The organism is Allorhodopirellula heiligendammensis (assembly GCF_007860105.1).
Lineage (GTDB): Bacteria > Planctomycetota > Planctomycetia > Pirellulales > Pirellulaceae > Rhodopirellula > Rhodopirellula heiligendammensis.
In genome coordinates this window covers 83,642-98,552 of sequence record NZ_SJPU01000006.1, presented here as the reverse complement: position 1 = coordinate 98,552, position 14,911 = coordinate 83,642, and the positions used below count along the sequence as shown (strand labels likewise).

Annotated in this window: 18 protein-coding genes and 2 tRNA genes; 11 read left to right on the top strand and 9 right to left on the bottom strand. The window is 54.8% G+C overall.

Translation table 11 applies throughout. The features are described from left to right. The coding region (locus tag Poly21_RS25405) for a hypothetical protein (RefSeq protein WP_146409872.1) at positions 1–434 on the bottom strand (434 nt) is incomplete at its 3' end. 107 nt (positions 435–541) lie between these two features. On the opposite strand from Poly21_RS25405, the gene Poly21_RS25400 reads away from it, so the two are divergent. Together Poly21_RS25400 and Poly21_RS25395 are read left to right on the top strand one after the other, a co-directional pair. Beyond that, a complete protein-coding gene (locus Poly21_RS25400) occupies positions 542–1,474 on the top strand; it encodes a hypothetical protein (protein WP_146409871.1) in 933 nt (310 codons plus the stop codon). Positions 1,475–1,788: 314 nt separating this feature from the next. Next, the gene (locus Poly21_RS25395) at positions 1,789–2,268 is read left to right on the top strand and encodes a tetratricopeptide repeat protein (protein WP_146409870.1); all 480 of its coding nucleotides are present in this window, start codon (positions 1,789–1,791) and stop codon (positions 2,266–2,268) included. 581 nt (positions 2,269–2,849) lie between these two features. Here the strand turns inward: Poly21_RS25395 and Poly21_RS25390 are convergent. Both Poly21_RS25390 and Poly21_RS25385 read right to left on the bottom strand, forming a co-directional pair. After that, on the bottom strand, positions 2,850–3,188 hold the full coding sequence (locus Poly21_RS25390; protein ID WP_302120602.1) for an MBL fold metallo-hydrolase: 339 nt from the start codon (positions 3,186–3,188) through the stop codon (positions 2,850–2,852). Positions 3,189–3,201: 13 nt separating this feature from the next. Next, positions 3,202–3,528 carry a transposase gene (locus Poly21_RS25385; RefSeq protein ID WP_302120600.1) on the bottom strand — a complete coding sequence of 109 codons (327 nt, stop codon included), beginning with the start codon at positions 3,526–3,528 and terminating at the stop codon, positions 3,202–3,204. 526 nt (positions 3,529–4,054) lie between these two features. Here Poly21_RS25385 and Poly21_RS28005 point away from each other — a divergent pair. The 5 genes from Poly21_RS28005 to Poly21_RS25365 all read left to right on the top strand — a co-directional run bounded on the left by Poly21_RS28005 (position 4,055) and on the right by Poly21_RS25365 (position 7,173). Further along, the gene (locus Poly21_RS28005; protein WP_302120598.1) at positions 4,055–4,189 is read left to right on the top strand and encodes a hypothetical protein; all 135 of its coding nucleotides are present in this window, start codon (positions 4,055–4,057) and stop codon (positions 4,187–4,189) included. A gap of 198 nt (positions 4,190–4,387) precedes the next feature. After that, positions 4,388–4,819 (top strand): hypothetical protein, encoded by a 432-nt coding sequence (locus Poly21_RS25380; RefSeq protein WP_146409869.1) that lies wholly within the window; start codon positions 4,388–4,390, stop codon positions 4,817–4,819. Between the two features lie 204 nt (positions 4,820–5,023). Beyond that, a complete protein-coding gene (locus Poly21_RS25375; RefSeq protein ID WP_146409868.1) occupies positions 5,024–6,208 on the top strand; it encodes an ATP-binding protein in 1,185 nt (394 codons plus the stop codon). Positions 6,209–6,303: 95 nt separating this feature from the next. Beyond that, positions 6,304–6,732 carry an ATP-binding protein gene (locus Poly21_RS25370; protein ID WP_302120595.1) on the top strand — a complete coding sequence of 143 codons (429 nt, stop codon included), beginning with the start codon at positions 6,304–6,306 and terminating at the stop codon, positions 6,730–6,732. An 81-nt stretch (positions 6,733–6,813) separates the two neighbouring features. Further along, positions 6,814–7,173: a hypothetical protein gene (locus Poly21_RS25365; RefSeq protein WP_146409866.1), complete on the top strand. Its 360-nt coding sequence runs from the start codon at positions 6,814–6,816 to the stop codon at positions 7,171–7,173. Here Poly21_RS25365 and Poly21_RS25360 read toward each other — a convergent pair. Then, positions 7,170–7,466: a hypothetical protein gene (locus tag Poly21_RS25360; protein ID WP_146409865.1), complete on the bottom strand. Its 297-nt coding sequence runs from the start codon at positions 7,464–7,466 to the stop codon at positions 7,170–7,172. The genes Poly21_RS25365 and Poly21_RS25360 overlap by 4 nt on opposite strands. Positions 7,467–7,600: 134 nt before the next feature. Between Poly21_RS25360 and Poly21_RS28000 the strand changes: the two genes are divergently transcribed. Next, entirely contained in the window at positions 7,601–7,750 is a 150-nt protein-coding gene (locus Poly21_RS28000; protein WP_302120593.1) for a hypothetical protein, read from the top strand. A 48-nt stretch (positions 7,751–7,798) separates the two neighbouring features. Here Poly21_RS28000 and Poly21_RS25355 read toward each other — a convergent pair whose 3' ends face one another. The 5 genes from Poly21_RS25355 to Poly21_RS25335 all read right to left on the bottom strand — a co-directional run bounded on the left by Poly21_RS25355 (position 7,799) and on the right by Poly21_RS25335 (position 12,003). Beyond that, the gene (locus Poly21_RS25355) at positions 7,799–8,545 is read right to left on the bottom strand and encodes a hypothetical protein (RefSeq protein ID WP_146409864.1); all 747 of its coding nucleotides are present in this window, start codon (positions 8,543–8,545) and stop codon (positions 7,799–7,801) included. A gap of 237 nt (positions 8,546–8,782) precedes the next feature. Further along, positions 8,783–9,091 (bottom strand): DUF1580 domain-containing protein, encoded by a 309-nt coding sequence (locus Poly21_RS25350; RefSeq protein ID WP_146409863.1) that lies wholly within the window; start codon positions 9,089–9,091, stop codon positions 8,783–8,785. Positions 9,092–9,187: 96 nt separating this feature from the next. Next, on the bottom strand, positions 9,188–10,108 hold the full coding sequence (locus Poly21_RS25345; protein WP_146409862.1) for a hypothetical protein: 921 nt from the start codon (positions 10,106–10,108) through the stop codon (positions 9,188–9,190). Between the two features lie 409 nt (positions 10,109–10,517). Further along, positions 10,518–11,810: a site-specific integrase gene (locus Poly21_RS25340; protein WP_146409861.1), complete on the bottom strand. Its 1,293-nt coding sequence runs from the start codon at positions 11,808–11,810 to the stop codon at positions 10,518–10,520. Between the two features lie 119 nt (positions 11,811–11,929). Beyond that, positions 11,930–12,003, bottom strand: a tRNA-Arg gene (locus tag Poly21_RS25335). 216 nt (positions 12,004–12,219) lie between these two features. Here Poly21_RS25335 and Poly21_RS25330 point away from each other — a divergent pair. From Poly21_RS25330 to tgt, 3 genes are all read left to right on the top strand, one after another. Then, positions 12,220–12,293, top strand: a tRNA-Thr gene (locus Poly21_RS25330). Positions 12,294–12,389: 96 nt separating this feature from the next. Then, positions 12,390–13,721, top strand: coding sequence for a tetratricopeptide repeat protein (locus tag Poly21_RS27995; protein WP_302120590.1), 1,332 nt, complete (start codon positions 12,390–12,392; stop codon positions 13,719–13,721). A gap of 5 nt (positions 13,722–13,726) precedes the next feature. Then, positions 13,727–14,836, top strand: coding sequence for a tRNA guanosine(34) transglycosylase Tgt (gene tgt, locus Poly21_RS25310; protein ID WP_146409860.1), 1,110 nt, complete (start codon positions 13,727–13,729; stop codon positions 14,834–14,836). Positions 14,837–14,911 lie beyond the last annotated feature (75 nt).

Here is a 14,911-nt window from a genome sequence, read left to right as displayed (position 1 = left end):
GCCTTGCCTGAAACGACTGTCGGCTTGCGGCCACCTTCTTGCCGGCGACCTTGTACCGCGATGATCTCTTTCTGAAGCCGGTGACTGCTCCAGCGGTTGGTCAGAGCGTCCTGAGTTAGACGATCACGCGTTTTCCCCTTGGGAACGCTGACCAGCTTGACAAAATGGCTGATCGAGAGGGCATGGTTCTCTTTTCTGAACAGCCTGAACCACGTGTTCAGCTCGCTCTTCATGTAACCCGTGTCCCGCGATGCCATCGCACGTAGCTTTTGAGCGGTGTCACGATTGATACCGTGTTGTTCGGCCAGTTTGGCTATCCGTCCAAGCGGTGAAGTTGAGCCACATGCTTTCAGAATGTCCTTCCCGATGTCGTAACGCTGCTCAATTGTTTTGATCGCTGCTTCGACTGGATTCTCTCGTTTGGTCTTTTTCATGTTTTCCTTCAATCATGCTCTTGGAGTTCACTTATCGAATCTGGTACAATCACCCGTGTTAAAATCCGGTTTTTACCGATTTGGGGCTTTTGGGAGAGTAGTACAAGGTGGGCTGGGAAACTAGAGGCGGCGACAAGAGGTATTTTTACCGGAGCGTGCGTCTGTCGGACGGACGCATTCGCAAAAAGTACCTCGGCAACGGCATGTTGGCCGAAGTTGAGTCACTGTGGTTGGAGCAAAAGACTGCGGTCCGACGCCAACTGAGTGAAGAACGCCAGCAAACTGCTGCTGCAGAATCGCTGCTCAAACGGCACCTTCGCAGCACCAACGATGTGACACATACCCTCATGCTTTCAATCGGCTACGCCAACCAACGATCCCGAGGATGGAGAACCTTAAAGATGATTGAAGCAAACGAAGTCGACAATGAAAACGTTCCTACCGCGACGGAGGACAATGAGCCTTCATTCGCGGATCTACGCGAAGCCGCTAGTCAGGGTGATCCTTCGGCAATTCCAGCCTTGCGACGGATTTTGCAGAAGCACCCGGAGTATGTCTGGGCCTGCGGCGACCTGGCGTCGCAGACGCAACTTCAGTGGATCGACCTGATTGCTGGACAAAATCTTTTCTGGCGGGAATGCCTGCTGCTGAAGATGGCCGAGCACAAGCGCGAGCTCATGGCGGAGACGAACGGTACGGTAGTGGAAAAGATGCTGGTCGACCAATCGCTCGCGACGTGGCTGCAGCTTTACTTCCACGAAGGCCGTGAAGCCAAGAGTCCCGCAGACAACGTCCAGATCAGCGAGCACCGACTGAAGAAGATCGAGTCGGCGTTCAACCGCCACATGCGATCATTGAACGCTCTGGCATCAATGAAGTCGGTCAACTTTACAAAGCGTATGGTCGAGGCGATGAAATCGGTCACGCAGGATGTTGACGACGATCAAAGCGAGTCAGCTTCCAGCCCGGCAGATCAGCCCAGGCACAACCGGCTCCGCGATTCGTTTAGCCGAGCGTTTGAGACGGCTCCGATGAATTGATATGAATGGGATCTGTAGTTGAGGTCGAAGAACTCTCAGGGCCACGCGTCCAGTCGCTTCAGATACGGTTCGCAGGCTGGGAAGTCTGAACGCCACGACACGAGTCGCATCAGCTAGATTGGCAGTGGCGATTCAGTGTTCTGATTCGTGAACCACTGTGGATACTGTGTGACGACAATGCTGTAAGCACGGTCTATGGGTATGTCTGGCGATCAGCCCAACGGACAAAGTTGGGCTATTTCGACACCCGAAGTGCGAATCGATTGCGATTCGTTGTCCCGGCTAAATCAACTATTCTGGAGATCTGCTCACCAATGCCTAAACCGCTCGTTGCTCGGACGACATCCTGGTGGCATCTGACAATCGTCTTGATGATCCTGATTTCCTTTCAGGGCCTTGGTGCCTATTTTTTCGGACTACCCGGAGTTGTACTGGGCCTCACAGTGTACTTGCTGCTGCGTTTTTCACCTCGTCGGGGCAAGCGATTTCAATCCGCTGGACTGAAGTTGATGGGGGAAGAACGATACGGTGAGGCAGCCGAAGAGTTCGAGAAGGGATATCACTTCTTCGATGAGAACCGTTTTTACGATCGCTATCGCCTGCTAACAATGTTCGACTACTCAGGCCTGGATTGGCGTGAAATGATGCTGGCGAACTGCGCGACCAATTTGGCCCTGTCTGGAGACAAAGCTAGGGCCCGAGACCTCTATCGTCACTGCCTGACTCTCTACCCCGAAAGTCGACTCGCTAAACCCGCTCTGCTATTTCTCGAACCCGAGCACGCTGCGGAGTAATCGCAGTAAGCAACGAAAGCTGGATGCGGTTTCCGATGCAGTGCGCGATAAGTTCGGCAGTTCGTCGCTGAGCAAGGGAAACACGCGGCCGCGAACTCAAGCAGAAAGTCGCTGAAACTGGTGCCGTATCGGCTGTGTCGGGGTCCTCTTATGGCAGAGAAAACTATCACGTGGGCTCACAGTGAAGGCTACGCATCGTCGGCACGACGGAGAATGACACTTTATCGAACCGGAGTCGTGTGTCACGCGTTTTGGCACTGCTCAGTTTTTCCATGTAAGTCGTTAACGGCAACGGTTCCCTGAGTCAAATTAGATGAAGCAAAAATCGAAAATCTGGGGTGACCCGCCGGAATTGGCAATACCGAACAATCCTGCTTTCGTTTCCGATTGCGACAATGCATGGATCGCCTATGAAACCGCATCCGACCACGAAGGAGTCTACGCCGTCGTTCATTTCGGGGGCTTGGTCGACATTCACTTGTCACCCATCAACGACGAAGGCATTGGCTCACATGCCTACCACCGCCCTTCAGAAGATAATGGACATGTTCTCGGACAGACTGATCAGACATTGTTTCTCTTCAATCCTTGTGAATCGCACGAATGTACCGCTCAGCCGACCGTTTCACCGCCGACTTCGCATCGATACCGACCACCTTACCCCACCAAGCTCCGTAGATTCGGTCGAATTCAAACGGCTCGACGGAATCGACAATCCGTCGCACCGTCGAGGCCGGAAGCGGAATTAGGTTCGGATAGCTGTACAGGAAGCTCACCCAGCGACGGTCCTGAACGACTTGCAAGATATCGCCGCTTAGGATGACGCCTTTGACGTCTGCGCCATCAGGCCAGTGCATCACGGTTCCGCCGTCAAAGTGCCCGCCGCATCGGATCAGCGTCAGGCCGTGCCCGATATCCATGGTTTCAACCCGTTCATGCAGAAACGGAAGGCGACGCAGAGCGAAAACGGACTACCACGGTCGACGCTCGCAGCGTTTGCGGGACTGACGCGACATCCGAGTCGTTTTGAAGTGCATCCAGTGTCTGCTCGCCATGGTATCCCTTGTCCGCGACAACCTCTTTCACTTCGCAGCCAGTCTTCGCTTCACGGATATTCGTCTTCGCCGTGTTGACGGTATCCTGGATCGTCTTGGTGTCGCCGACATCACCATGATAAACCTCGGCTGCCACGATGATTTCCGTTCCCATGTCGACGGCGTTTTCCGCTTTGTACTTCAAGTGAAAACGACTGTCTTTCATCTTGCCGATCCGCGAATCAGGATCCGTTTCGCTTTCCCAATCCTCGTTGCTGACCTTCTTTTTCGGCTTGCGTCCCTTGTCGAAGCGACGAAGCTGCTCGTCATCCGGATCGGATAACAGTTTCTAATGTCGTCGATGGCGAGCCAGGTCTTTCCATTCCGACGAAGGTACGCGACATGCCGCTCGACCGGGATCTGACTCTCAATTTACTTGCCAGCGAAATGATCCTCGCTGGCGACTTTACTACCCCCAACCAAGGAGATGAACCTTGCGTAACCTACTGACCATCGGTATCGCAACCGAAAACGATGTCGGGCAATCCGAATAAGTTGTCCGGGTTTGTGTTCCGATCGCTTCGCTCGCCGACGAAACTCAAGTTCTCAACGCGATCCGTCGCTGCCGAAGGCAACTGGAACGACTCTATCCTGTCTGTGAAGCTGAATCACACCCGCCACCTGCGCAACCACCCCGGCAGCATTCTAATCCCCGGCTCGCCACGACCAAGCAGGTCAATGCCATCTCGGCGATGTCAAAGCGTCAGGGTGTCGAACTCAATCGTACGTTGCACGACCGATTTGGCGTGACTTCACTCTCGGCGTTGACCATCACTGAAGCCTCGTCGCTGATCGACGAATTGAAGAACAACCTTCAATCGGTTTAGCTCGATTCCAGTTGTCAGCCAATCGAAACAACGAAAGAGGCGATGAGATGAACTACAACTTCGCTGTAATTCTCACGCTGACGTTTTCTCTAGTGATTACCACAATGCTGGTATTTATCGAACGAAAACGTGTCAGTGGACTTCGCGAAATCCTAGCACGCGTGATGAATCGAGAAACCGAATATGAGAGGAGTCAGAATGAAGCGAGCACCCCCAATTGTCCTGGCCGTCGTATGGGTCGCCATCGCCGGATGCGGCGACGGAGGTCGAAGCGAGCCAGGTCTGACCAGCGACCAAACCGATCAGTTCCTGAGCGTCCAGCAGTCGCTGACAAACGAGCAGGCAACCCTGAGTCGAGGACGCTACGAACTCGAGCAAGACCGACGAACCTGGGACGCAAGAGAACGCCGCGATCCAATCGTCGCCAACTCCATCTATGCAACCGGAATGTTAATCGCGTGCGTCTTGCCGCTGGCGATCGTCATGTTGTTGCTTTGGAACAATCGGAATGTGGAACATCGACTGGAGTTATCCGATGCGGTGCTAACTGAATACCTGTTCGTCAACGATGCACCCAGACGAATGGAAGAAAAGAACTGTGACGCCCCGAAACTCCCGGCACCAAAGTGACACCAGGCATCTCGCTGTAAGACAAAAGATCACCCAAATCCCGACCGGATATAGTTCCGGTCGGGGTTTGGGCTTTTTCTTTATCTATCAGCCCAATGGTTGTGCGCTCGGTTTACGTCCCAACCGAGCTCTAGGAGTTCTATCGACTTATATCGGGATTGTGGTATAACATCGAATAAGTCGCTAATTCTCTAGGCAAAACGCATGGACCCATTGAAAAACCCCTATTCCCCCGGCGCGGGAGCACCCCCGCCGGAGCTAGTGGGACGCGAACCTGTGATCGAGCAAGCTCGGATTCTGCTTGGTCGTGTTTGCCAGGGCCGGGCCGAAAAGAGTATGTTACTGACTGGATTGCGGGGGGTTGGTAAGACAGTTCTGCTTAACGAGATCGAACGCATCGCATTGGAGTTCGACTACAGCACAATCGTTGTCGAAGCACACGAAGGAAAGAGCCTCGGCGATCTGCTGGCGCCTCAATTTCGCAAGCTCCTGTTTGAGCTGGATCGCACAGCGAGAATGAATGCAGCGGTCAAACGGGGCCTCGCCGTGCTTCGAGCGTTCATCGGCTCGATCAAACTAACTTCCGGCGAGTACTCCATCGGACTGGACATCGAGCCTGAGAAGGGAACCGCCGACAGCGGTGATATGGAATTGGACTTACCCGACCTGTTCATTGTGATTGGCGAAGCCGCCAAGAACTGTGGGACTTCCATTGCGTTGTTGATCGACGAGCTTCAGTACTTCGATGAGAAGGAACTTGGTGCTTTGATCATGGCCATGCACAAGCTTCAACAAAAGCAACTTCCGTTCGTTTTGCTTGGCGCTGGCTTACCAATTTTGCCCCGTCTTGCTGGCGATTCCAAATCTTACGCAGAACGGCTGTTCAACTTCCCACAGATTGGTGCGCTCGATCGCGAAGACGCCGCGAAGGCATTGCAGCAACCCGCCGCCGATTCTGGTATCGCCTTCACGGAATCCGCCCTCGAAGAAGTCTTTCGTTTGACGCACGGCTATCCGTATTTCGTGCAAGAGTGGGGTTACCAATGCTGGAACTCAGCACAGACGTCCCCGATTGACACTGACATCGTTGAGACAGCTTCCGCAGTCGTCATGCCGCGATTGGATCAGAACTTTTTCCGAGTACGTTTCGATCGGCTCAAGCCGGGAGAGAAGAAGCTCCTTCGCGCGATGGCCGAACTTGGCGAGGGGCCATACCGAATGGGTGACGTTGCTGAAACGATGGAACTCAAAGTGACCAGTCTTGGACCACGACGAGCGAGTCTTATCAAAAAAGGAATGATTTACAGCCCCAACTACGGCGAGATCGCGTTTACCGTTCCCATGTTCGACGACTTCATGCGTCGCGCGATGCCGGACTTGGAGGGTTGAGTCGAACAGCAATGATACCTGAGGTAAACGAACTATTCGTGCTCACGAAATGCAATTTCTTCGCGACCAATCAAGTTTGGCCTCGTAAGACTCGCATGAACCCAGACGGCTGTGCGCTCGGTTCGCGAGTTGATTACGTGACCAGTGCCAGGCTGCTGGAAGAGTTGACCGCTGCGATGGGCGAGAAAACGTTGACACGCAAGGTCCGTTACTACGCGAGTTTCGACCTTCCTATTATCGACGAGTTCGGGTTCGACAGACTGGAGCGTCGCGAATACCCCGAGTCAGCGAGCCTGCTTTACAAGGTCGTCGATGCCCGCAGTGGTCGCGGCTCAACTGCGTGCGTTACGAACGTGGACTTCAGCGACTGGAGCGAATACCTAGGAGACCCACCACTGGTGATTGCGATGCTTGACCGCATCGTCGACAGTGCGATCGTGATTCGGTTCGAAGGTAAGTCGTATCGACAGCACCGCACCGAACGAAAGCAAGTTGCGGCGAAGCAGAGTTCAACGCAATCCTAACAGATAGCCCCGCTTTGGCTTCCCGTCAAATGCCACTTCGATGAGCGATCAAATATCGCGAGTTACGCGTCTCTTTACGCATTGAAGACGTATTGGTTTGGATGTCCTGGACAGCGAGTCGTCGAGTTGGAGGTCAGCTTCGCGGCCCCTGCCCCTTCTGCGTCCGCGACCTCCCCGCCAGCCGGCAACGGCACCCCACCGAACGCCCCTCGAGCGTTCTCAGTCAATATTGAGCGGCATATCTTTCGTTGTTTTAAGTGCCATCGCAGTGGCAACGCCTTGGATCTATGGGGCATCCATCGACAGCTCTCGATCTACGCCGCCGCCCGCGAGATCCAGGATCGCCCCATCAAAACAAGCAACCGCAAAACCGCCCCTGGTCGACCACCGATCAAGCAACCACGCCACCGGCCACCACCGCTAAACTGGCTCAATTCCTAACCGCTATCGACAAAGAGAATAGTGATCAGCGGAAGAGTCGCCTGCGAAAGGAAGCTCACGCCCTGAAAACGACCGTCGAGGGCGCCGTGACAAAGGCAACGAACGCAAACTCCATCAACCAACAGCCACCACAACACGATCCACCAAAGCAGCAACGTCAAAACGCAAACCGACAAACTCGACTGCGAGGCAAACACATCGGTCCACCTCGAAGTCGCCACAGAAACCGACAACCAAAACATCCAACCCACGGCGAGCAAGAAAGCCAGTATGCGTGGCTGATGCAATGACATCGACGTAACGAATCGGTCTTGCTCGCTTTTCTAGGGCTCATCGGACGGAAAGGTGGGTCGGAGTACAGTGGAAGATTTTTTAAGAATCGCGGTAGGGACTGCTGTTGCCAGCCGCCCCTCGCACAGATCCGTACGTGAGCCTTGACCCAACGGCTCCTCCGTTGGGTCAAACGATCGCGACACACCGTGTCGGTATCCGTATTGGCGAATTGCTTACCACCGGCCAAGATTTCAAGCAGGGTAAGCTAGCCCGACACGGCATCTTGACCGCTCAACTCTTGTAGTTTCTCGTCAAAGTGGTGCGGTTCACTCAATTTCATCGGACATGAAGTTCACGGCGAGTCGTGGTTCCCTGTCAAGCGAGTACAGATTTCAATCCCGCGTCCATGCTCACATGTCCACCCAACCTCTGCCAAACGGGTCTTGAGTTTATCCCGAAAATTCCTTCGTCTCCCCCCAACCGTCTCGCTATAACCGGAGCTGCCGGGGAAAAGCTGCTTGGACGTCAGCACGTGAGCTTCGCCATTTTCCTTCCATTCGATACGTTCGTCGGTTGAACCGCTCAATAACGCGGCAACAATCTCATCGACGATTGGAGCGATACGGACACGTGGTGCCATCTTGTCAATTTGGCGGTACGACTTGCGTTCTATCTCAGCGGTGCATTCCTTCAAGTTAACTTTCCAATAATGAACGTCAGCGCGACTTGACCCCATCACCAAACCTCCGTGTCGCTCGATGCTGAAAGTCAGAATCGGTGAATTCCAACTGATTTTGTCCATCCGACCGTGCAATTTGTATTGAGCCATCCCTTCTTCGCTGCTGCCGGAAAGGTCTTCCCAATTTGTGATAACATGTTCCTTTGCTTGCTGCTTGGTCATCCCGCGAAGTACCTCGTCCGTCAACCGATGCGACATCCGCTCAGACATCTTTGGTTTATCGGGCGCTACCAACTTGTAGTGATCTTCCATCGTGCTTGGTTCCTGTGGGGTTCGAACTTTTGGAGCCTGGATGGGCACCTTCACCCGTGTCTTGCGGGTTTTCTTTTGTTGTTTGGTTTCGTCTTTTGAGCGTTTCATCGTCTTTTCCCATATTCATGAAAATCTAAAAACTTGGTTGCCAACGTAGGCAGCCGGCAACACCCCTGGCCTGACTCGCAATTGTTAGCGTCAGGGGGTTGCCGGTTGCCCGGTCATCGAGGTTTTGTCGCTGCAGCAGTTTGAGCGGCGATAAATCGCGTGATCGCCTGGCGGGAGGTGATAATTTGGTCCATCCGTATTTATCGTGGAGCAATCATTGGAATATGCTGAACGGGATCAAATACGCTTTGGGGCAAACTCCCGGTCAAGTTCACGCTGAGCATCCTTGTGTGCCTTGGACCGCTGTCCTGTCGTGGACGATGGCATGCCAGGGTCAGCAGCCTCCGTAGTTCGCTCGTTGTACCGGTTGACGGCTTCAACGGACGTGAAGCGGCGGCCTCCGAGCATCCATGATTCGAGCTTGATGCCGTAGCGGTTGCGTCGTTGGCACCACCGCAGAACGGTCGATAGATGGGGCCTGCGGCCAGTGGCGGCTTGCACCGCATCGACCAGAGGGAGGGAGCGTTCGTCGTTTGGGATCCGCATTTCGCGTGACTCCTGAGCGTTAAGAAGTGAAACTTCACAAATGCTCGCACACGGTGCGGTACTCCTCAGGGTACTTTTGACGGTACCGTAGTACCTTTATTTGCGTTTCTCGCCGTTACGCAATAGCCAGGTGAATTCGCAGCCACGCCGGCTAATTACAAATTTCCATCGTCGTGTTGGTAGATTGTCACGGATCTTTTTTAGCTTCCTATCAATGCCGTCGTCAGTTATTTCCTCCCTGTCACTCCATGCGCCTGGGACCCTCCGCAGTTCGTTGAACGTGCCACCAATTCGCTGTTTCACCATCCAATCAAACAAGGCTTTCTGTTGCGAAGATCTCAGCTCCGCCCGATCGGCTTCAAACGGATTAGCTGAAGCCTCTGTTTCGATAGGTTGGACTTCATTTATTCCAAATGACTTCAGCCGCTCTTCGATTTCTGACGCGGTCGTCCAAAGACGCATTTCAAAATCAAGTTTTGGTGCTGAACTCCACGCCAAGCCCGATGTTTCGAGACCAAGACCTGTCAAAATAGATATCTGCTCGTCCACGTCGCTAGCAAGTTTACGATATAGTTCGTTCCAAGACTTACCGACGAATTCGACTGATTCCTTGACTCGAATGGGTTCACAGCCTTGTTCAAACGACCGACCAATGTGGAAGAACCTAGATAATTCATCGAGCCGAGACACAAGTGCGTCGATGCATCTTTTGAGTCCATCCCAGGATTCACTTCTGAGCGGAGACTTGATTTCGTCCTGTTTCGGAGGTTGTCCTTCCTCACCTCGGAATTTCACCAGGAATTTACTCAGAGGGCTTTCGAAAAACTGTTCGCGTGAATACTCAAGCGATATATCGCTGATCTCGCTGTGGTATTCCGCAAGTCGAGCGGCCTCACCATTTTGGAGGCCATCTGTCACTTGGTGCATTACTTCAGCAAGAGCCTTCAAAGTTTTTTCAGCCTCCTCCTTTACAGTGTCCTGGCCATTGGCACACAGTTGCTGCAACGTCGTTTCCAAGTCGGCCCATACTCGGTCAAGGCTACCGTGTTCATCTCGTACATGAGGCCGGTCACTGGAGTCAAAGCAGACGCTAGAAAGTGGACAACTGTCGATCAAGTATGCGACTTCGATCGTTCTCGGTAGTTGTACCACTAGCCTCCCCAATCGAAAGGCTAAGAATTCCTTTGGGTATTTACTCGTGGTTGTTGTCATCGTGTCGGTCCAGGTGCAGTGCTACGCCCTTGCCTTTTGTAGTAATGTTGATTGTCGCGTAGGAATTGCTGCTCGTGTCGCTCATCCATCGTGTTTCTCTTTCCTTTGGTGGGCGTCGGTGACACGCCGACCGGTGGAGGGAAAGAGAATCGCCACCGGTCGACGCATCTCAGAATAGTTAGTCCCGGGCCGATGCTAGCTTCAGGTTATCAAATCACCCTGCTTGACGTGCGACTCGTTTGCCGAGTTCCTCATCCCGTTGAGCGTAGTTTTGGGTGATGTCGGCGGAACTGTGACCGAGCGTGACTTGTGCTGCTTCCAGTCCGAATGCCTTTCGCGTCTCGGTCGCCTTAGCATGACGCAACCGATTGGGAGACCACCTGTGTTCGGACTGCCATGATTTAAAATCGTTCAACTGTGACTCGGATAAACGGCGGCGATGTGCGGTGACGGACTCCCCCAGTCGCTGCGCCAGCGGTGCAGGTGCCGGGAACGCTCGGTCGCAGGCGTTGTGGATCGCACGACGGTAACTGCATGTTGTGTACGCACGGCCCGGTGTCTTCTTCGCTTTCCTGCCTTTCAACCCTCCTTGATCGTGTTTTAGTCCAGGGCGGTTCCCACACGACAGCGGTGTTGTTCGGTTTTCTGAGTCACGCTGGCGACGCAGTGCTACTGCATCGCAGGGGCGAAACAAGCAAAGGTCGTCGTCACGTAACAAGTACGGCTCGAGGATCGCTTGCGCCTTGGGACCTATGAACAGAGTGCGAGTGTGTCCGTGGTGAGCGGTTTTATGCTCGGCCAATGTCGCCACCCAAACGTCATCGGATCGATCAATCGATGATGGTGTGAGGTTGCAGACTTCCGCGGGACGACAACCGATCAATCGCTGCAACCGCACCATGTCGGCAACGATGGGGGAGAGCTCGCTGATTGTCACTTCCACAACTTCATCGGCTACCGGCGTAACCTTTTCGGATTCGGGCGCGTCGGTGTGCTTCCGCTTGAGGGACGGAATCAAGCGTAGTGTTTCGAACACCTCTGCTGGGATCTTCGCCTCACCCGCTCCCCACTTGAACGCTCGCAGCATCAGCCTCATCGACTTGTTGATTCCCTGGCGGGTGCGTCCCGTGTCGACCAGCTTTTGCCGGATCGCCTTGAACGCCACTGGACCAACTTCGGCAGCATCATGCTCAGCGTACAGGTCTCGCAGCAGCCTTACCGCGGATTTCGTGTTGTGGTAATCGCTGGACGCTCCCGTCCCGTAATACGCTTTGCAGTGCCGCAAATAGTCGCGGATCAACATGGCAACGGTGTAGGATTCGGATTCGATGCCGAATGTGGGACTTCGGCCGCTTGCAAGATACTCGGCAACGATTCGATCGTATTCGCGGATCGACGTTTTGCTGTTCCAGGGACCGAGAAGGTAGTCACGTCCGTTGAAGGTGACTCTGGCACTACCGCTGGAATGCTTGCGGTATTTTGGAATGGATTTCGTCAAGATTGGCATCGGATGCACCTTTCGAAAAAGCCAAACGGGAAAGTTCCCGTTTGGGTCGTCTTGAAAGTGTGCTCGGCGGACGTCCGCCGGTCGCCGTTTAAGTCGGCAAATCACGATAAAAAAGAGAGTACACCCCAGAGGATTCGAACCTCTAACCTTCGGTTCCGTAGACCGATGCTCTATCCAATTGAGCTAGGGGTGCATGGGCTGGTCGGGCGGGGCGATTTCTCGCAGTCGCTGGTGGCCTGCCACGGGACGGGGAGAGTAAAGATTTCGCGGTCGCTTGGCAAGGGGGAGTTCACCTTTGCGCAGGATATTTTTTTCTGGGGCCGCCGGGACGGTCGGCAAAAATTTTTCGCCCGAGGGGGACCGCTTGACGACTTTGCTGGAGTTTCGATAATCTACGCCCTTCGCAATCGCCAGCGTAGCTTCAATTGGCAGAGCATCGCATTCGTAATGCGAGGGTTGCCGGTTCAAATCCGGCCGCTGGCTTCATGCATTCGAATCCGCTTCCTTTCGCGGGAGGGATTCGTCGGCGAAATCGTGTCGGTATTGCGAACAACTCCTTTCCTTTTGGGAATCTCACATATGAGCGAAGTCGATCTCGATGTGCTCGACTTGAAGCAATTGGTACTCACGAGCAATGCCTTCGGGCCGAATGAAGTCAGTGAGATTCGCAAGGCGATTACCGAGAACTACGGACATTTCTCGGAACTTCGCGACGCCGTGCAAGAATTGGAACAGGACGACGTACTGACTCCGGCGGCTCGCACCAAAATGGGCGTGTGCCAGTTTTTGCTGGGTCGATTCCAAGCAGCCCTGGACACGCTGACTGCCGCCGATGGCAGCGCGATGGCGTTGTTCTACACCGCTCGCTGCCGCTTTGAACTGGGCCAGTACGACGAGGCCATCAAGGCATACGAAAATGCCAAGGTCTCTGGATACAACGAAGACCAGTGCAAAATCGGTGTCGCCGAAGCGAAACGCTATTCGGGCGAGATCGAAGAGGCGATGAATATCCTCGACGATATCTTCGGCCCCGCCGAGCAGACCGCCGACTACATGTACCAACGCGCCGCGACGGCAGCGCTGATCGGTGGCCGGATGGATGAGGCGATCAACCTCTACCAGCGGGCTGTGTCGACCGACGAAAATCACGCGGGTGCTCTGTTTGGACTTGCCCTTGAGAATGATCGTCTTGGTAACGACGAAGAGGCTCTGCAGCTCTACGAGCGTGCTGCTAAAGCGTTCCCAACCGGCCTGGGCGCACTGACCAACCTCGGCGTGATGTATGAGGATCGCAACGAATACGACAAGGCACAGTTGTGCTACAAGCGTATCCTGGATTGCTTCCCCGGCCACCCGCGTACTTCGCTGTACATGAAGGACGCGTCAGCAACGGGCAATATGCTCTATGACGAAGAGGCCCAGCGTCGCAACGATCGCTTGACTCAGATCCTCAGCATGCCGGTCACGAACTTTGAACTGAGTGTTCGCAGCCGCAATTGCCTGCAGAAGATGGGCATCGAAACCATTGGTGAGCTGACCCGTCATAGTGAGCAAGAACTGCTCGGCAGCAAGAACTTTGGCGAGACCAGCCTCGTCGAAATTCGCGAGATGCTGCAGCAGAAGGGCTTGTCGCTGGGACAATTCGCGGGCGAGAAGAAGGCCAGCGATCCACCGATCGATACCTCGCACATGTCCGCTGACGAGCAAGCGTTGCTCGAGCGTCCGATCGCTGATCTGAACCTGTCGGTGCGGGCCCGCAAGTGCATGACTCGGCTGCAGATTAACTCGATCGGTGAGCTGATCCGCAAGACCGGTGATGACATGCTCGAGTGCAAGAACTTCGGCGTGACGAGCCTGAACGAAGTGCGTGAGAAGCTTGCTGATCTCGGCTTAAAAATGCGTGGCGATTGATCGGAGTGTTTCACTTCGACCTGCTGCAAGAAAGCAATGGCGCGCGCCGGGGTGTGCTACACACGCCCCGTGGTGACGTGCAAACGCCCGCGTTCATGCCGGTTGGCACGGTCGGGACCGTCAAGGGCCTGACCATCGACCAAGTCGCTGCGACGGGCGCCGACATGATCCTGGGTAACACCTATCACTTGCGACTGCGGCCTGGACATGAGACGGTCGCCAAGCTGGGTGGACTGCACGCGATGTGTGGCTGGGACGGCCCGATCCTGACCGATTCTGGTGGGTTCCAAGTGTTCTCACTGGGGGCGCTCAATCGGGTCACGGAGGAGGCCGCAACATTTCAGTCGCACCTCGATGGGGCGAAGATTGTCTTGACGCCCGAGCATTCGATTGAGATCCAGCAGGCACTGGGCAGTGACGTGGCCATGGTGCTCGACCACGTGATCGCGTTGCCGGCATCGGCCGCTGAGGTCGAGGATGCGTTGGCTCGATCGATTCGCTGGGCACGACGCTGTCGGGAGGCGGCGGACCGCCCCGAGCAGGCCTTGTTCGCCATCGTGCAAGGTGGGCTCGATCCCGTGCTGCGTCAACAATGTGCGACGGAACTGGCCTCGATGCCGTTTGAGGGCTATGCGGTGGGGGGCCTCAGCGTTGGCGAAACGCCGGAGGAAATGTACACCACCGCGGCCATCACAACCCAGTACCTACCGACCGACAAGCCGCGTTATTTGATGGGCGTGGGGACACCGCGTGATCTGATTGAGAATATCGCTCGCGGGATCGACATGTTCGACTGCGTAATGCCGACTCGAAACGGGCGAAATGCGCTCGCGTTTACCGATGATGGGCCGCTGAAGTTGCGAAACGCCGTGCACCGCGAGGATACTCGCCCGATCATGGATGACTGCCCCTGCTTGGCGTGTCGCCATAGCCGCGGCTATTTACGGCATCTTTTTAATGCCAACGAGATGCTCGGTCCAATCCTGCTGTCGCATCACAACTTGGTGTACTACGGTCGGCTAATGCGAGAAGCTCGCTCGGCGATCGAGGAGAACCGGTTTGCCGAGTTTGCCAGCGGGAAGCTGAAGGGCTGGGGTTACGAGCCGGTGGCATAGTCGATCGCTGGCCAGGATTGTTCGAGACAAAATCTTGGCTTGATCCTTACCGGAAAGGCCGCCGTTTTTCCTGGC